Consider the following 16,331-nt stretch of genomic DNA (forward strand, 5'->3'; position numbering starts at 1 on the left):
ATATTGAGAATCATTATCAGTATACAGATACAATTGCAACTGGCGGAAATCAAATAAATCATGATGGTTTGCAAATGAATAAATGGACAACAAAAATTGTAAAATTGTTTTTTACATATTTTTAAAGAGTTATAATAAATTTCATCCGTTTGAGATTGACTGAATTTTAATTCAAATTTTCAAAATATGTGATAATAATACAATAGGTATAAAAAATAAATGTTTTATAAATATGACAAATTATTGGTTAATTAAATCGGAACCTTCTGCTTTTTCATGGCAGGAACAATTGAGAAACAAAATCGAACCCTGGACAGGGGTGAGAAATCATCAGGCAAAAAAAAATCTACAATCAATGAAAAAAAATGATCTGGCTTTTTTCTACCATTCCAATGAAGGTAAGGAAATTGTTGGTATTGTAAGAATTGATAAAGAGGCCTATCCCGATCCGACCGATACAGAACACAGATGGTTTTGTGTGGATGTAGAGACAATATGTTCGGTACCTGTACCCATTACCCTAAAAAAAATCAAATCCATTCCTGAACTGGAAGATATAGCACTTATTAAACAATCCAGATTGTCAGTAATGCCAATCACATCAGAACATTGGAAAATTTTATGTGATCTTGGAAATGTGAAATTATAAGTCAATTCATTTTTTCTTGCTAAAATTTAATAAACACTTGGACAAGTTATGAAAAATAACAATAAACAAATTCCCGATCATATTCATCTTTACCAGCATGACATACCTTCCGGACTAGATCTTGGAAAAATAATCGCAATTGATACTGAGACCATGGGATTAAATCATGATCGAGACCGGCTTTGTTTGATTCAGTTAAGCAAAGGGGATGGACAGGTTCATATTGTCCAGTTTGTACCGGAATGGCTTGGTGGTAAAGGGTTCAATTCCTGCCCCAATCTAAAAAAATTACTTACTGATCCCTCCATTGCAAAATTAATGCACTTTGCCCGATTTGATGTCGGGATATTACAAAAAACCTTTCAAATAAGTATGAAATCCGTAATTTGTACAAAAATTGCAGCTAAATTGGTCAGAACTTTTACGGATAAACACGGACTGGCTGTTCTATGCAGAGAATTACTTGATATTGAATTAAGTAAACAGCAACAAACTTCAGATTGGGGTTCACCAACCCTGAGCATTGAACAATTGATCTATGCAGCTGCAGATGTTCTTTATCTTCACCAATTGTGGGAAATCTTGAAAGTTTTATTAATCAGGGAAAATCGTTTGGAAATTGCAGAAGCCTGTTTTTCATTTTTACCAACAAGAGCCACCCTGGATCAGCTCGGATATCTAGATCCTGATATATTCGATCATCGTGGTTAAGAATTTAACAGTTTCATTTCATTTTGAAACTCTATATATATTATTATATCTGTTTTAATAATAATTAAATTTAATCAAGTGCATTGAAATGACCAAAATTGCCTCATCAGAGATTGATACAGCTCTTGAAGCTCTATCTATAGAATCTAAAGGCATCCTGGATTTGATTAATGCACTTCGAGACAAAACCGAACTTACTCAATCTTTCTTGGAAACCGCCAATCTCATATCTGAAATTAATGGTCGGGTGGTATTAACCGGAATTGGCAAATCTGGGCATATTGCAAAAAAAATTCAATCAACACTGGCCTCCACTGGTACACCATCTCTCTTTGTTCATCCTTCTGAGGCCTCCCATGGAGATCTGGGAATGATTCAAAAAGATGACATCATTCTGGCTGTATCCGCTTCTGGTGAAACCCAGGAATTATTCAATATAATTATTCATGCAAAACGATTCAGCATCCCATTGATTAGCATAACAACCAATCCACAATCGACCTTGGCAAAAAATTCTAGCATAATTCTCTCACTTCCCCATTCAAGGGAGGCATGCCCACTGGGATTGGCACCAACGACCAGCACGTTAATGCAACTGGCAATGGGAGATGCCCTGGCAATAACATTATTGAAAATGAGGCACTTCACCGCATCAGATTTCGGTATTTATCATCCCGGTGGTAGATTGGGCAGCAGACTTAAGATTGTTGAAGATTTAATGCACACAGACAAGGATATCCCCTTGGGGCATTCAAGGATGCCTATCACCGATGCAATCATGGAAATGACTCAAAAAGCCCTGGGTTGCATTGGTATTATTTCTGAAAATGGGAGGCTGATCGGGCTGATAACAGATGGCGATCTAAGGCGAGCATTCAACAAGGATATAAGAAAATTGACAACTCAAGAAATCATGAATCCCTCGCCTCTTACCATTAAATCCGATATGCTGGCGGCTGAAGCGCTGAAACTCATGAATAATGATAGTCATCCCATTACCTGTTTATTTGTCGTGGATTCCAGAAATCATCCAATAGGAGTTTTGCACATTCATGACCTTTTACGAGCGGGCATTGCATGAATATGTCAACAAACAGTCAACCGAATGAAGAATCTAGTTCAAAAAACAAAATTGAAAGAACCGATTTTCAGGACAAGGAAAAATATTTAAGTCATAGATCACAAAATATCATTGAAAGACGGCATATTCCTAAACCCGCAGAAATGGAACGCCGGAACACCATTATGAAGTGGGTTAAATGGGGCCTACCAATTACAGCCCTTGTTTTGTTAAGTTCCATTGCTGTCTGGCCGGAGATTGATCGGGCTTTGCATACCAACAAGGAAGTGATGAAACAGCTTTCCCGTATCAAGATTGAAAGTGGAACCATGATCGATGCTACTTTTCATGGCTTGGATACACATAATCGACCCTATACCATAACATCTGAAAAAGTTGTTCAGAAATCTAACAATAGCAATCTTATCCATCTAGGCAATCCAAAAGCTGATATTTTATTGCAGGACAATGTTTGGATGATGGTCACGGCGGACAAGGGAAATTATACACAGCATGAACAGGATTTAGGATTGATTAAACATGTTGTTTTATACCGAAATGATGGAGTTTTCATGTATAGCGATATGGCAGACGTTGCTTTAAAGTCCTCTGTTGTGACTGGCAACAACTGGATTCATGCTGAAGGACCATTTGGCATCTTGGATGCCCAAACCTATTTCCTTGACTTGCATACCGGAATTGCCCAATTTAAGGGACCAGGCCGATTGGTCTTGAATGATAATAAAAAAAATAATTCCTCCAATCTTACCCAAGCTAAATCATCGGAATAAAATTGATGAATAAACGCAATTTATTACCTTTTGCCATTTCTAGTATCTTTTATGGCTTTTTCAACATCCATACTATCCATGCTCAAAGTATCGATCTATCACATGGTGGACAGATTACGGTTACAGCTCTTGGAGGATTTGACTGGGATCAAAACGCCAAAAAAGTGACCGCCTATACTCAAGCCAAGGCAGTTCGTGAAAATGTAACGGTCACAGCAGACAGACTTATCGCCTATTATCGAAAAAAAGCTGGCGATACAGAACCAAAGTCCTCTCAAAACCCCAATTCTCAACAAAAAAGCGGTGATATAACACAAAGCGATTCTGGTTCAAATGAAATTTATCGTCTGTACGCTTATGGTCATGTTCATATTTATACGAATACTGATCAGGCTTGGGGAGATAAAGCGGTTTATGATATTGATCAGGCAACCCTGGTTTTAACGGGTAAACATATGAAATTAACCACCCCTCAAAATATCATGACCGCAAAAGATGCCATGGAATATCACTCCCAAACCAGAATGTCAGTTGGTCGGGGTGATGCAACCGTAATTAATATCAAAGATGGTCGACAAATCAATGCGGATGTACTGGTTGGCTATAGTAGCCCTGATAATCAAAAAAAACCTGAACAAAAAAATAACGTGACTGACAGTAAAAAATCTGATGACCTTACCAAATCCGGAAAATTGGAAAAAGTCAACGCATTTGGTAACGTTGTCGTGCGAACCCAATCTGAAACTGTTCGTGGAGACCGCGGTGTTTATGTTCCCAATACAGGGATTGCTCGCATCGTGGGCAATGTGCATATCACAAGAGGCCAAAACCAGCTAAATGGTCATGCTGCCATTATCAACATGCATACCGGTATTGCTCACATGACAGAAATGCCTGGTCAAAGAGTCCAGGGACTGGTCGTTCCGAACCAAGCAAATCAAAATAATCAACCAAGCGGTAAAAAATAGTTTTTTAATTTTTATAAGTGAGTTTCAAATTCCATGCCTGAAACCGAATCTGCTTTCAATAATACATCATCAACCAAAAATTTACCTGATAATGAAGGACTATTTGCCGACAACATAGGAAAAACCTATAAAAAACGACAGGTTGTCAAAAACGTGTCATTACGCGTTCATCGAGGAGAAGCTGTCGGTCTTTTGGGTCCAAATGGTGCGGGCAAGACTACAAGTTTTTATATGATTGTTGGGTTAGTTCAGCCAGATACTGGATCAATTCGCCTTGATAACACAGATATTACGAAATTGCCAATGTATCGGCGAGCAAGACTTGGCATTGGTTATCTGCCTCAAGAGGCAAGTATATTTAGGGGGTTGAATGTAGAACAAAATATTATGGCAGTTCTGGAAGTTGTTGAATCCAATGCCGATAAAAGACATAAAACGCTTGATGGATTATTGGCCGAATTCGGAATTTCACATTTACGACATTCCCCCTCCCTTTCCCTATCTGGTGGAGAAAGACGCCGTTTGGAAATCGCCCGAGCGCTTGCCAGCGATCCGAATTACATTCTTTTAGATGAGCCATTAGCTGGAATTGATCCAATTGCTGTCGGAGAGATTCGTGATCTTGTTTCCCATCTCAAAGATCGTGAAATTGGTGTGTTAATTACGGATCATAATGTAAGAGAAACCCTGGAAATTATTGATAGGGCATATATCATGAACAGTGGACAGCTTCTTATGGAAGGACGTCCTGAAGAAGTGGTCGCTCATGAAGATGTACGTAGAGTTTATTTGGGGGAAAAATTCACATTATAATTCACCTTAACGGTTAAAAGTTAACTATAGATCTTACCGTTAATCAAAATGATAGAACAATTACCAACCATGCGTTGATAAAGCTTTAATTTTGAAAAATTAGATACTAAAATAGTAAGGAATATAACTAAGGGAGAACCGTAATGGATATTTCCATCTTTGGTAATAAAATTGATATTCCTGATTGGTTTAGAAACAAGATTAATCAAAATCTTCAAGAAATCACGCAAAAATATTTTAAAAATATCGTTGATTGTTCAGTAACATTTAACAAATCCCCATCCGATTATCATTGTCAAATACATATCCATGCTTCTCGATCCCTTTCATTACGTGGAGAGGCAAATGCAGATAATGTACAAGAATCTTTTAATATTGCCCTTGAACATTTACATAACAGACTGAAAAAATATAAGGGAAGGTTGATTACAAAAAGAGATCATGCCCCTCCCGCTCATGAATTATTCGAAGGTAACCAATATATTATTGATAATGATATCCCCTTGGAAACATCGGTGGAATCTCAAAAAGATGCAAAAATCATTGATAAAAAAACGACTCATATAGACACATTATCGCTTCAAGATGCCATCATGGTTCTAGATTTATCAGAAAGACCGGTATTGATGTTTAAAAATCTGGATAATAACCGTATCAATGTCATATATAAGCAAAATGAAGATAGGATAATCCTACTGGATTCAGGAATGATATCCTGAACAAAAAAACAGGGATTTATCCCTGTTTTTTATATTGAATATTATCTTGTTATTATCAATTAATGAACCATGATAGGCATCATTTCCTGCTGCAAGATCGCAGCATATGCTGTCTTGGCATTATCCGTCACTGCCATAGGTGTCCCATCAGCCGCATGAATGGCAAATGCCTGTTCACCATTGATCGTGATTTCCTTTACGTAAGCCAATTGGGACACACCCAAGGCTTTTAGCTGATTGTCTGTTAAATGACGAACATCAACAACGTCACTACCTTCCTTGGTCGCAATTAATTTAGATTTTTCTTTGATGTCGAAATCTTTCATAATTGATCAAGACCTCCTTTAAAAACAGATGGCAAGATAATCCTGCATCTTTCAATATAATATCATTCTTTTTCTGTAAGTTGCAAACTTCGTATCGCACCAGAGCGATAGGCATCTGATGTGCCAACTTTCTGTGACATAACTTTATTATATGATTTACGCCTTGCATTGGAATTTTGTAATATTTCAATATGGCGAATTCTTGTCTCCGGTTTGGGACGGATAATATCAATATGAAGCAAACCATTATCCAGCCATGCTCGTTCAACCTTGATACCCTCAGCCAAAATAAAAGCTCTCTGAAATTGCCTTGCCGCAATTCCTCGATAAAGAAATACACGCTCTTCATTATCTTCAAGCTGCCTGCCACGAATGACCAGCTGATTATCTTCCTGCGTTATTTGCAAATCTTCCATCATGAAACCAGCCACAGCCAAGGTAATCCGTAAACTGGAAGATCCAATTTGTTCTATATTATAGGGCGGATAACCATCAGAAGTCGATTTTGCCGCTCGTTCTAAAATCTGTTCCAAATGATCAAAGCCCAGGAACATAGGCGATGTAAAAAGCCTTCCTGACATGAAAGCCCCCTCCTTTAATATATTGAAGCGAGACATATAACTAGGCCCAAAATGGCACCTGTCTATTTTATTATATGGAATAATCGCCAAGGACTACAAGTATTATATCTTTTAAAATTAGATTTCGCACTATAACAAAATATTGTATTAATATATTAAATCTTTATATAGACAATGATAGAATAATTTAAACTATGGCACAAATTTAGAAAATGAATGACGATATTGAAACAAGACCTGTTTTACTTGCAACCAACCCTTTTTTACGTAAAAAAACCAAAATCGTTGAAAAAGAGGATTTGAAAGACGTAAAAGAACTTTTACCCATGATGTTTGAAACCATGTACAAGGCAGGTGGTATCGGTTTGGCTGCTCCTCAGGTTGGAATTGGGCTGAGATTTTTCGTTATTGATCTCATGCAGAATAATCAGTCAGAAAAAATTGTCATTATAAATCCTGAAGTTATTGAGAAATCAGAAGAATTGGAAAGTTATAAAGAAGGTTGCCTGTCTTTTCCAGATCAATATTCCGATGTAATTCGCCCTGAAAAAATTAAAATCAACTATATGGATATTAATGGAAGTCGCCAAGAAATGGAGGCTGATGGATTGCTTGCACGTTGTATTCAACATGAAACAGATCATCTTGATGGAATATTGTTTGTGGATCATATTTCAAGCCTTAAACGTAACATTATTATGCGTAAAATTATCAAAGAGCAAAAAAGACACCGCTAATTATATATACGAGAAGCTAGGATGCGTATTGTCTTCATGGGAACACCGGATTTTGCTGTTCCCGCTTTACAGGCACTTTATCAAGCCGGACATGAAATTGTTGCCGTATATTGTCAACCTCCCCGCCCTGCTGGCAGAGGGAGGAAAATAACTCCCTGTGCCGTGCAAAATATTGCCGAGCAATTGGATATTCCCGTCTTTTCACCCATCAAATTAAAAAACCAGCCAAAAGAATTTGAACAGTTCGCTTCTTTTAATCCTGATATAGCTATAGTTGCAGCTTACGGACTTATTCTACCTGAGGAAATACTTACACTACCTAAATTAGGCTGTATCAATATCCATGCAAGTCTTCTTCCACGCTGGCGAGGAGCCTCGCCCATTCAGACGGCTATCTGGTCAGGTGACCAAAAATCAGGTGTCAGCATAATGCAGATGGACAAAGGTCTTGACACAGGAGCCGTTTATATTGAAAAGTCTATTCCAATTACAAAAAAAACGACAACTCAAATTCTTCACGATCAACTTGCGCAATTAGGGGGTGAACTCATACTTGAAACCCTTTCAGAATTGACAGAAAATCCAAATTCAAAACCAGTTCCACAATTATCAGGGCTCGCAACCTACGCTAGGCAATTGACAAAAGAGGATGGCAAAATTGATTGGAATCAATCAGCTGAATCTATTGATCGACAAATTCGTGCCTTGACACCCTGGCCTGGGACATTCTGCTTTCTAGAAGGAAAATTACTTAAGATTCTTAAAGCTGAGCTCAGCTCTCAATCAAGCATGGCAGAATCTGGAACAATTATACATCCTGATTTTTATGTGGCATGTGGTAAAAATCAGGTCCTTAAAATTCTGGAATTACAATTGACTGGAAAGAAAAAAATGCCAATCAATGAATTTCTCAAAGGTTATCATCTCAAATTAAATACAAAACTTGTCTAATGAATTTTACCATACAGAGATGGGCCGTCAAAATCGAATATGATGGTACAGGTCTTGTTGGATGGCAACGGCAGGATAACGGCCTTTCTGTTCAGCAAATATTAGAAGAGGCTGCCTGCAAACTATGCAACGGTCAATTTAAAATAGCCAGCATTACCGCCGGTCGGACAGATGCCGGTGTTCATGCCTTGGGACAAGTGGCCCATCTTGATTTTCCGGCACATATACCCTTAACAGCCAAAAAAATTCGCGATGGCTTAAATTACTATATGAAACCTCATGCCGTTACAATCTTGCAATCAGGGCTGGTTGATGCAGAATGGAATGCACGTTTTTCTGCAATAAAACGAAAATATATTTATGTCATTCTCAACCGTCAGAGCCGTCCTGCTTTGGATATTAATCATGTATGGCATGTACGAAAGAAATTAAATGTCGATGCTATGAACGAAGCTGCTCAAACCTTATTGGGAAGCCATGATTTTACATCATTCAGAGCTACTGCATGTCAGGCAAAGTCACCAATTCGTATTTTAGACAAATTTAACGTTTATCAAATTGATGATAAAATTTATTTTGAAACACAGGCCCGTTCATTTTTACATCATCAAGTACGTAATATGGTAGGAACCCTTAAAATGATTGGAGACGGATATTGGCCAATAAAACAGGCCTATGCAATTTTACAGGGTAGAGATAGAAAATTGGCAGGAATCAAAGCTCCTGCAACAGGTTTGTTCCTCAAGGAAATAACCTATCCGGATGACCCTTTTCAGTGAACAGCTGACAATTCATGTGATAGTCTGACCAGTGTATCACTGTTACAAATTGACAAAACAAACAACAATATTACTTCAGAAAAAAACAAACTGATAACAACGATTAGAGATTGTTTATTGTTAATCTGTAATCCCACTTTAATTGTCATCCATGATATCCAGATCATGTAAGCCAGATATAAAATCATTAAAACCGCCATAAAGCCCAATATAATTGATGGCGTAAAACCAGGTAACGATACAATCATCATACCTATAATCAAATCTAAAATTGGCATCCATTGACACCAACAATAACTTGAAACTGTTCTTTTCCAAAATCTTTCCTTATGCCAAAGAACGGAAAAAGAATGAATCAAAATCGGTATAAGTAATACTGTACATAATTTATATAAAAATAATGATATGGTAAAAATAAATAAATATGCTTTTTTTGCCTGAACAACACTTAATATATTAAAACCATCAATGACCACTAATAATGCTATCCACGGTGCCAGAGCACTTAACACTCCATCTGTTGAAGAAGGAAACAAATTTATCCCTTCTTCCTTACCACCACCCAGAGCAAGCATCCCCTTGAAAATATCTTTGAGCTTTGAATCAGAAGATTTCTTTTGATTATTTGAATTAAGTGTCATAGGAAATAATTTTTCAAAAACTGTGTGTAAATTGAACTTAATTTTTTTAAATCTTCAATGGGTACAGCTTCATTCACTTTATGCATAGTCTGCCCGACAAGACCAAATTCAGCAACATTACAATAATTTGAAATAAACCGAGCATCGGAGGTTCCCCCCCCTGTATCCAGACGTGGTTTAACAGATGATATTTCTTCAATTGCCAAACGAATTGCCTGCACTTCATTTCCTGGTTCTGTCAAAAATGCCTCACCAGATACAACTATATCTATTTTACAATGTTCTGCAACACGTCTGGCTTGAGTTTCAATCCAGCCTATTAAAGAATTCCCATTATGTAAATGATTAAAACGAATATTTAACCGCGCCGTCGCAGTGGCAGGAATTAAATTTGTCGTTTTATTCCCTACATCAATAGATGTCACTTGAACAGATGAAGGCTGAAACCATTTATTCCCCTTGTCTAAAGATAATGTTGTTAAAGAGGATAATATTTCTATCAATTTATGAATTGGATTATCTGCAAGATGAGGATAGGCGACATGCCCTTGGATACCTTCAACAGTAATAACCGCATTCAAACTACCCCGGCGCCCAATTTTAATTACATCGCCCAACTCCTGTGCTGATGTTGGTTCACCCACCAGACAAAAATCAGGAATATGTTTTTTTTCCTTCATCCACTCAAGTACTTTAACAGTACCATTAACACCGGGCCCTTCTTCATCTCCGGTAATCAAAAAACTTAATGACCCACTAAAATTAGCTTGAAGAGATAGGAAATTTTCAACCGCTGTTACAAATGCAGCAATGCCACCTTTCATATCACAGGCACCACGTCCGTAAATGATATTATCTTCAATAACGCCTTGAAAAGGATTATGTTGCCAATCATTATTTCCCGCAGGAACAACATCTGTATGACCAGCAAAACATAAATGTGGCTTTCCTGTCCCGTAACGCGCAAAAAAATTCAAAACGTTGTCATTACCTTCACCATAAGGCAAATCATATATTTCAAAACCGATCTTTTTCAGTCTTGTTTTTAAAATATCCTGCGCTCCAAGATCTTGTGGTGTAACTGACGGACAACGAATCAGATCTTGCAATAGCTTCACGGGATCGTGCATATTAAATGGAACCAATCTTTTTCAGTATTTAACTTCTTAACAGCTCATTGATTGAAGTTTTTGAGCGTGTCCTTTCATCTACACGTTTGATAATAACCGCGCAAGCCAATCCAGGTAAAGTATTGCCGTCTTCACTTACCGCTTTTTTAGGCGGAAGGGTTCCGGGAACAACAACTGAATAAGCTGGTACCCGTCCCATGAACACTTCTCCGGTATTACGATCAATTACTTTCGTTGACGCACCTAAAAATACACCCATTGAAAGGACACTGCCTTTTTCAACAATAACTCCCTCTGCCACTTCACAGCGGGCTCCGATAAAACAATCATCTTCAATAATGACTGGAGCAGCCTGCAGAGGTTCCAATACTCCACCAATACCCACACCACCACTGATATGACAGTTTTTACCGATTTGTGCACAGCTCCCAACCGTTACCCAAGTGTCAATCATGGTTCCACTATCCACATAGGCACCCACATTGACAAAACTTGGCATCAAAACAACATTTGAAGCAATATAGGCTGAACGACGTACAATTGATCCTGGAACAGCACGAAAACCGGCTTTGGCAAAATCGGCATCCCCCCAGTTGTTGAATTTTAATGAAACTTTATCATAAGCGGCAATGCCAATTTCACTTTTCATCGCATGATTATCGTAAAGACGAAAAGACAAAAGTACCGCCTTTTTAATCCATTCATGTATTGTCCATTTTTGATCGGCTTGTGTTGCAACCCGTAACTTGCCAATATCAAGAAGATTTAATACTTGATCGACCGTTTCCCTTGCAAATCCCTGTGTTGTGGGCGATAATTGGGCCCGATTTTCCCATAATTTATCAATTTCATTTTGCAAGGCATCTATATCTGTCATAAATTTTTTCCCTTATCAAATAATAAAATAATTTATATTATAATACTTTACCAGAACGAATTAAGGTCCCTGATCCACCTTCCGTAAATAATTCCAGTAAACAGGCATGTGGTACCCGTCCATCCATAATTACTGCAGCTTGGGCGCCAGCTTTAACTGCCTCTAGACATGTTTCAATCTTTGGAATCATTCCACCTGTTATAATTCCTGATGCTATTGCTTCCTTGGCTTCTTCTTCCGTTAATTCAGAAATAAGATTTCCATCTTTATCCAAGACACCCGGCACATCAGTTAACATAAATAATCTTGATGCCCTGACTGCCCCGGCAATTGACCCTGCGGCAATATCGGCATTAATATTATAGGTTTGTCCCTGTTTATCGGTTCCAATAGGTGCGACAACAGGAATTAGTCCAGAACCAGATAAAGCATATAAAACCCTAGGATCAATATGAACAGGTTCACCAACCAGTCCCAAGTCAATTGTTTTTTCACACTGGAGAGTTTCATCCCAGACATGTTTAACAAGCTTGTGCGCCTCGATTAAGCCGCCGTCCTTACCTGATATACCCACTGCCAAAGCGCCAGCCTGATTAATGAGGGTCGCAACCTGCTTGTTGACTGTCCCGGCCAGAACCATTTCAATCACATCAATTATAGCCTCACTCGTAATACGCAAACCATCAATGAAATTCGATTCAATTTCCATCCGCTTCAGCATTTGATTTATTTGGGGACCTCCCCCATGAACAATTATTGGATTGATTCCAACCTGTTTCAAAAGCGCAATATCATGACCGAAATCGTTTGACAAGTGATTGTCAACCATGGCATGACCACCATATTTGATAACAATCGTATCACCCGTATAGCGTCTTAAATATGGCAATGCTCTTGCAAGCGTCTTGGCTTGTTCATGCGCCTCTTTGGCAGCTTCCTTAACTGACTCTAACGATTGATGATTACCCATAATAGTTAAATCCTGATGATTCTCTTAGATAAGCTGAGCCAAATCAGCCCGAAGTTCTTGAATACCTATATTTTTTTGACTGCTTGTAAAACGTATATAAGGATAGGCAGCAGTATGTTTTGCAATCAAGTCCTTTATCTCTTGTTCTTTTTGTGAAAATTGAACCGAGCTCAAACCATCACATTTTGTCATTACAATCTGAAATGTAACAGCCGCTCTATCCAATAAATTCATAATCTGACGATCACTTTCTTTAAGCTCTATACGAGCGTCAAGCAAAAGCATAACCCTTAAAAGCGTTGGTCTTCCCCTTAAAAAGGAAAACATCATCTTTTGCCAATCTTTTTTAACGGATTGAGAGGCCTTGGCATAACCATAGCCTGGCATATCAACAAAGACCAAACAACCACCAATATTGAAAAAATTCAATTGTTGAGTTCTTCCTGGCTCTGAAGAAGCTCTTGCCAGCATTTTTTGCCCTGTTAACGCATTAATCAAACTCGATTTACCTACATTTGAACGTCCGGCAAAAGCAACTTCCGGTAATAAGGAAGGTTCAAGCTGATTTAACCGTTGTGCACCAAAGAAAAATTTTGCTTCTCGAGAAAAAAGAAGCCGCCCAGCTTCAATAAACTGGGCATTTTCATCATTTTGATGAGTGGATATGCCATCTTTTGAAAACATGGCTACCTATCCTTTTTTTGATTTAGAAATGGCTTGCTTTTCCTTGATTGCCATATGTTTTTGAATAACAAGCTGCTGAATTGCTGTTAACAGGTTGTTCCAACTATAATAAATTACCAATCCAACAGGTTGCGTAGCCAGTACAACCGTAAAAATAACTGGCATCAATTGAAACATTTTCTTCTGGACAGGATCAATTACGGCAGGATTCAATTTTTGCTGCAAGAACATTGTTGTCCCAAATAACAAAGGCCAGATACCGACATGCAACAAAGGTGAAATAACAGAAGGATCAAAAGGAATAAGACCAAATAAATTCAGTATATTCGTTGGATCCGGGGCTGACAAATCATGAATCCATCCAAAAAACGGCGCATGGCGCATTTCAATTGTGACGTACAAATCCTTATACAAACACCAGAAAATCGGAATCTGAATTAACATCGGCAAACAACCACTGGCAGGATTTACCCCCTGCTCCTTGTACAATAGCATCATCTGCTGATTCATCTGTGCCTGGTCGCCTTTATAGCGTTCACGAATTTCCTTCATTTTTGGCTGCAATTCTTTCATCTTGCCCATCGAATGAAATTGTTTTGAAGCCAAAGGATAAAAAACAAGTTTTACAATCAAGGTAAATGTTAATAAAGCAAGACCGAAATTACCCCATAAACCATTTAACCAATCCAGAACGATAAAAATTGGATAGGTAAGAAATGAAAACCACCCGAAATCAACAGATTTCCAGAAATTGGGAATATGATATTCTTTTTCATAGCGATTAAGAAGGTGAAGTTCCTTAGCACCAGAAAATACATTTCCATCCGTTACGACAACCTCACCGGGTCCTACAGAAATTGGCTGTTGTGAAGTGAAACCAACCTGGTATGTCCCTTTTTGATTTTCTGAATCTCCTGAATTATTCGCATGATCTTCTGGAACAAATCCATAATGAACTGTTACATTCTTATCCTGTTGTGGAACAATGGCATTTAACCAGTATTTATCAGTTATACCCGCCCAGCCCCCTTTACTGTTCTGACTCCAGGCAATATGATGTTCCCCTTTGGAATTTTCCCGCAGATATTTATAGGAATTTTGTTCCAGACGATCATTTATAATTCCTAATGGCCCTTCATGCATTAAATAGCCACCAACCTCTTTTGGTGCATATCCACGATTAACACGTCCGTAAAAAACAAAATGAACGGGTTGACTTGATTTATTTTTAACCTTTTGCTCAATATGAAAAAGATATTCCTTATCAAGTGAAATAATTTTCTGGAATTCAATTCCTGCACCATTATCCCAAGTCAGGGTTAAAGGGTGGCCAGGAGTTAATTTTTCTTCATCTGCCTTCCATACAGAAGTTGAATCAGGAAATTTAACAGACGTATTATCCGTATTAAACCAACCTGTTTCAATATAATTGGGTTCTTTACTATCTGCTTTGTCAAGGACTCTAACCAATGGTGAATCAGCTTTAACCGTTTCATGATAGTTTTTTAAAACCAAATCATCGAAAACAGCACCCCGAAGATTGATTGATCCTTTTACAGCGTTTGCCTCAAAAGGAATTCTTATTTCAGGACCAGTCACTTTTGCTATTGTTTTAATTTCATGAGGAATATTGGACTGGGACTGTCCGGTTTCAGTTTGTTGAGTCACCTGTTTTTCATTTTCATGCACTGAAGACGTTTGAGGCGTAAAATATTCAAATGCAAAAAGAATTAAAACAGAAAGTAAAGTCGCCAGAAAAAAGCGCTTATTATCCATTCAAAGCCAGCCAATCATTCTTTGTTTTAAAAACTAATAACTTGTTTTTTTGGAGGAACAGGGTCATTTCCACCCGCATTCCAAGGGTTACATCGCAAAATGCGCCATCCACCAAATAAAATGCCCTTTACAACACCATGTTGTTCTATAGCTATCTTCATATATTCACTACAACTTGGATTAAAACGACAATTATGTCCCAAAAATGGGCTTATACACAACCGATAAAAATCAATTGAATGAATAAGCAATTTTTTCATTTACGCATCAAATTTCATGCCAGCCTTCTTTAAAGCCTGGTAAAAATCGTGAACGATATGGGGATAAGGTTTTGAAAAAGTTTTGTTACGTCCTATTAGAACCAAATCAACCCCACATAGACATATTTCTTTTCCAGCTTGATAAATCACGGCTCGTAACCGGCGTTTTATACGGTTTCGTACAACCGCGTTTCCTACTTTTTTTGTTACGGTAAACCCTACCCTTCCCGGTTGATTATCATGCCTGTTCAAGAATTGTAATACCAAACTGGATGTAGGGATTTTTTGCCCTTGAGCAGCCACTTTCAAAAAGTGCACTCTTTTTTTCAAGTGTAAAAGCTTAAAATCGGATTGAATTGACTGAACCCTTTGTAACCTTATCTTTCTAAAAAGTCGTTCTGACAAAGCAGATCTTACGCAGAAAGACGTTTACGACCTTTAGCCCTACGACTTGAAATAACCTTACGACCGCCAACAGTAGCCATACGTGCACGAAAACCGTGGCGATGTTTACGAACAATTTTGGAAGGTTGATAGGTACGCTTCACGAAATTTCTCCTTAAAAATATTGCAAATTGTATTTATTCCAGAATAAGCCATCAAAGGTCAACAGAATAATAACTCTTAAAAAGCTGTTTATAATCTGATTATGGGAAATCGTCAATCAAACTCAATAGCCATAAAATGTTTTTTATGATATTTTAAGAGAATTACTTAATATATATATAATGCTTGAAAATGACATTTCATAAAAATCAATTCCATTTATGCAAAAATTTATTAAATTATGTTGTCTATTTGCTTGAAGGCGTTTTGGTTTATTTAATTTTAATGTTACTCTATAAATACAATTTAGATATAAAGCTGATTTTGCTATCTGGTTGCCTGATTTTTTGTGCAACTCTTTT

21 protein-coding genes are annotated in these 16,331 nt (G+C 37.7%); 10 read left to right on the forward strand and 11 right to left on the reverse strand.

Annotated elements, in window-relative coordinates; all coding sequences use genetic code 11:
* Positions 1 to 232: 232 nt before the first annotated feature.
* The 7 genes from GN303_RS05225 (at position 233) to hpf (ending at position 5,711) form a co-directional block, all read left to right on the forward strand.
* Entirely contained in the window at positions 233 to 649 is a 417-nt protein-coding gene (locus tag GN303_RS05225; RefSeq protein WP_110438125.1) for an EVE domain-containing protein, read from the forward strand.
* Between the two features lie 48 nt (positions 650 to 697).
* Positions 698 to 1,360 carry a ribonuclease D gene (locus GN303_RS05230; protein WP_110438126.1) on the forward strand — a complete coding sequence of 221 codons (663 nt, stop codon included), beginning with the start codon at positions 698 to 700 and terminating at the stop codon, positions 1,358 to 1,360.
* A gap of 88 nt (positions 1,361 to 1,448) precedes the next feature.
* Entirely contained in the window at positions 1,449 to 2,441 is a 993-nt protein-coding gene (locus GN303_RS05235) for a KpsF/GutQ family sugar-phosphate isomerase (protein ID WP_110438127.1), read from the forward strand.
* Positions 2,438 to 3,211, forward strand: a complete 774-nt coding sequence (gene lptC, locus GN303_RS05240; RefSeq protein ID WP_231504003.1) for an LPS export ABC transporter periplasmic protein LptC — start codon at positions 2,438 to 2,440, stop codon at positions 3,209 to 3,211. The genes GN303_RS05235 and lptC overlap by 4 nt, the downstream gene beginning before the upstream one ends.
* Before the next feature lie 5 nt (positions 3,212 to 3,216).
* A complete protein-coding gene (locus GN303_RS05245; RefSeq protein WP_110438129.1) occupies positions 3,217 to 4,179 on the forward strand; it encodes an LptA/OstA family protein in 963 nt (320 codons plus the stop codon).
* Between the two features lie 33 nt (positions 4,180 to 4,212).
* Positions 4,213 to 4,992, forward strand: coding sequence for an LPS export ABC transporter ATP-binding protein (gene lptB / locus GN303_RS05250; RefSeq protein ID WP_110438130.1), 780 nt, complete (start codon positions 4,213 to 4,215; stop codon positions 4,990 to 4,992).
* 143 nt (positions 4,993 to 5,135) lie between these two features.
* Positions 5,136 to 5,711, forward strand: a complete 576-nt coding sequence (hpf, locus tag GN303_RS05255; protein ID WP_110438131.1) for a ribosome hibernation-promoting factor, HPF/YfiA family — start codon at positions 5,136 to 5,138, stop codon at positions 5,709 to 5,711.
* 59 nt (positions 5,712 to 5,770) lie between these two features.
* Here hpf and GN303_RS05260 read toward each other — a convergent pair whose 3' ends face one another.
* Positions 5,771 to 6,037 (reverse strand): DUF1150 family protein, encoded by a 267-nt coding sequence (locus GN303_RS05260; protein WP_110438132.1) that lies wholly within the window; start codon positions 6,035 to 6,037, stop codon positions 5,771 to 5,773.
* Positions 6,038 to 6,099: 62 nt separating this feature from the next.
* Complete coding sequence (locus GN303_RS05265) at positions 6,100 to 6,618, reverse strand: Hsp20 family protein (protein ID WP_110438133.1); 519 nt, start codon at positions 6,616 to 6,618, stop codon at positions 6,100 to 6,102.
* 212 nt (positions 6,619 to 6,830) lie between these two features.
* On the opposite strand from GN303_RS05265, the gene def reads away from it, so the two are divergent.
* The 3 genes from def to truA are packed head-to-tail and all read left to right on the forward strand — an operon-like array spanning position 6,831 to position 9,085.
* Entirely contained in the window at positions 6,831 to 7,355 is a 525-nt protein-coding gene (gene def / locus GN303_RS05270) for a peptide deformylase (protein WP_110438134.1), read from the forward strand.
* 21 nt (positions 7,356 to 7,376) lie between these two features.
* Positions 7,377 to 8,306 carry a methionyl-tRNA formyltransferase gene (fmt, locus tag GN303_RS05275; RefSeq protein ID WP_110438135.1) on the forward strand — a complete coding sequence of 310 codons (930 nt, stop codon included), beginning with the start codon at positions 7,377 to 7,379 and terminating at the stop codon, positions 8,304 to 8,306.
* On the forward strand, positions 8,306 to 9,085 hold the full coding sequence (gene truA / locus GN303_RS05280; RefSeq protein ID WP_110438136.1) for a tRNA pseudouridine(38-40) synthase TruA: 780 nt from the start codon (positions 8,306 to 8,308) through the stop codon (positions 9,083 to 9,085). The genes fmt and truA overlap by 1 nt, the downstream gene beginning before the upstream one ends.
* Here the strand turns inward: truA and GN303_RS05285 are convergent.
* From GN303_RS05285 to rpmH, 9 genes are read right to left on the reverse strand one after another with little or no spacing between them, the layout of a single operon-like run.
* A complete protein-coding gene (locus tag GN303_RS05285) occupies positions 9,079 to 9,726 on the reverse strand; it encodes a hypothetical protein (RefSeq protein ID WP_110438137.1) in 648 nt (215 codons plus the stop codon). The two genes, truA and GN303_RS05285, sit on opposite strands and share 7 nt — an antisense overlap.
* Positions 9,723 to 10,856, reverse strand: coding sequence for a succinyl-diaminopimelate desuccinylase (gene dapE / locus GN303_RS05290; protein WP_110438138.1), 1,134 nt, complete (start codon positions 10,854 to 10,856; stop codon positions 9,723 to 9,725). Before dapE ends, GN303_RS05285 begins: the two co-directional genes overlap by 4 nt.
* Positions 10,857 to 10,884: 28 nt before the next feature.
* Complete coding sequence (gene dapD / locus GN303_RS05295; protein WP_110438139.1) at positions 10,885 to 11,733, reverse strand: 2,3,4,5-tetrahydropyridine-2,6-dicarboxylate N-succinyltransferase; 849 nt, start codon at positions 11,731 to 11,733, stop codon at positions 10,885 to 10,887.
* Positions 11,734 to 11,770: 37 nt separating this feature from the next.
* Positions 11,771 to 12,703, reverse strand: a complete 933-nt coding sequence (gene argB / locus GN303_RS05300; protein ID WP_110438140.1) for an acetylglutamate kinase — start codon at positions 12,701 to 12,703, stop codon at positions 11,771 to 11,773.
* A 24-nt stretch (positions 12,704 to 12,727) separates the two neighbouring features.
* Complete coding sequence (gene yihA, locus GN303_RS05305; RefSeq protein ID WP_110438141.1) at positions 12,728 to 13,387, reverse strand: ribosome biogenesis GTP-binding protein YihA/YsxC; 660 nt, start codon at positions 13,385 to 13,387, stop codon at positions 12,728 to 12,730.
* Between the two features lie 6 nt (positions 13,388 to 13,393).
* The gene (yidC, locus tag GN303_RS05310; RefSeq protein ID WP_110438142.1) at positions 13,394 to 15,163 is read right to left on the reverse strand and encodes a membrane protein insertase YidC; all 1,770 of its coding nucleotides are present in this window, start codon (positions 15,161 to 15,163) and stop codon (positions 13,394 to 13,396) included.
* Positions 15,164 to 15,189: 26 nt separating this feature from the next.
* Positions 15,190 to 15,423, reverse strand: a complete 234-nt coding sequence (yidD, locus tag GN303_RS05315; RefSeq protein WP_110438143.1) for a membrane protein insertion efficiency factor YidD — start codon at positions 15,421 to 15,423, stop codon at positions 15,190 to 15,192.
* Positions 15,424 to 15,780, reverse strand: coding sequence for a ribonuclease P protein component (gene rnpA / locus GN303_RS05320; protein WP_110438592.1), 357 nt, complete (start codon positions 15,778 to 15,780; stop codon positions 15,424 to 15,426). It lies immediately after the preceding gene.
* Positions 15,781 to 15,836: 56 nt separating this feature from the next.
* Complete coding sequence (gene rpmH / locus GN303_RS05325) at positions 15,837 to 15,971, reverse strand: 50S ribosomal protein L34 (protein WP_110438144.1); 135 nt, start codon at positions 15,969 to 15,971, stop codon at positions 15,837 to 15,839.
* Positions 15,972 to 16,331 lie beyond the last annotated feature (360 nt).

This window comes from Commensalibacter melissae (assembly GCF_009734185.1).
GTDB classification, from domain to species: domain Bacteria; phylum Pseudomonadota; class Alphaproteobacteria; order Acetobacterales; family Acetobacteraceae; genus Commensalibacter; species Commensalibacter melissae.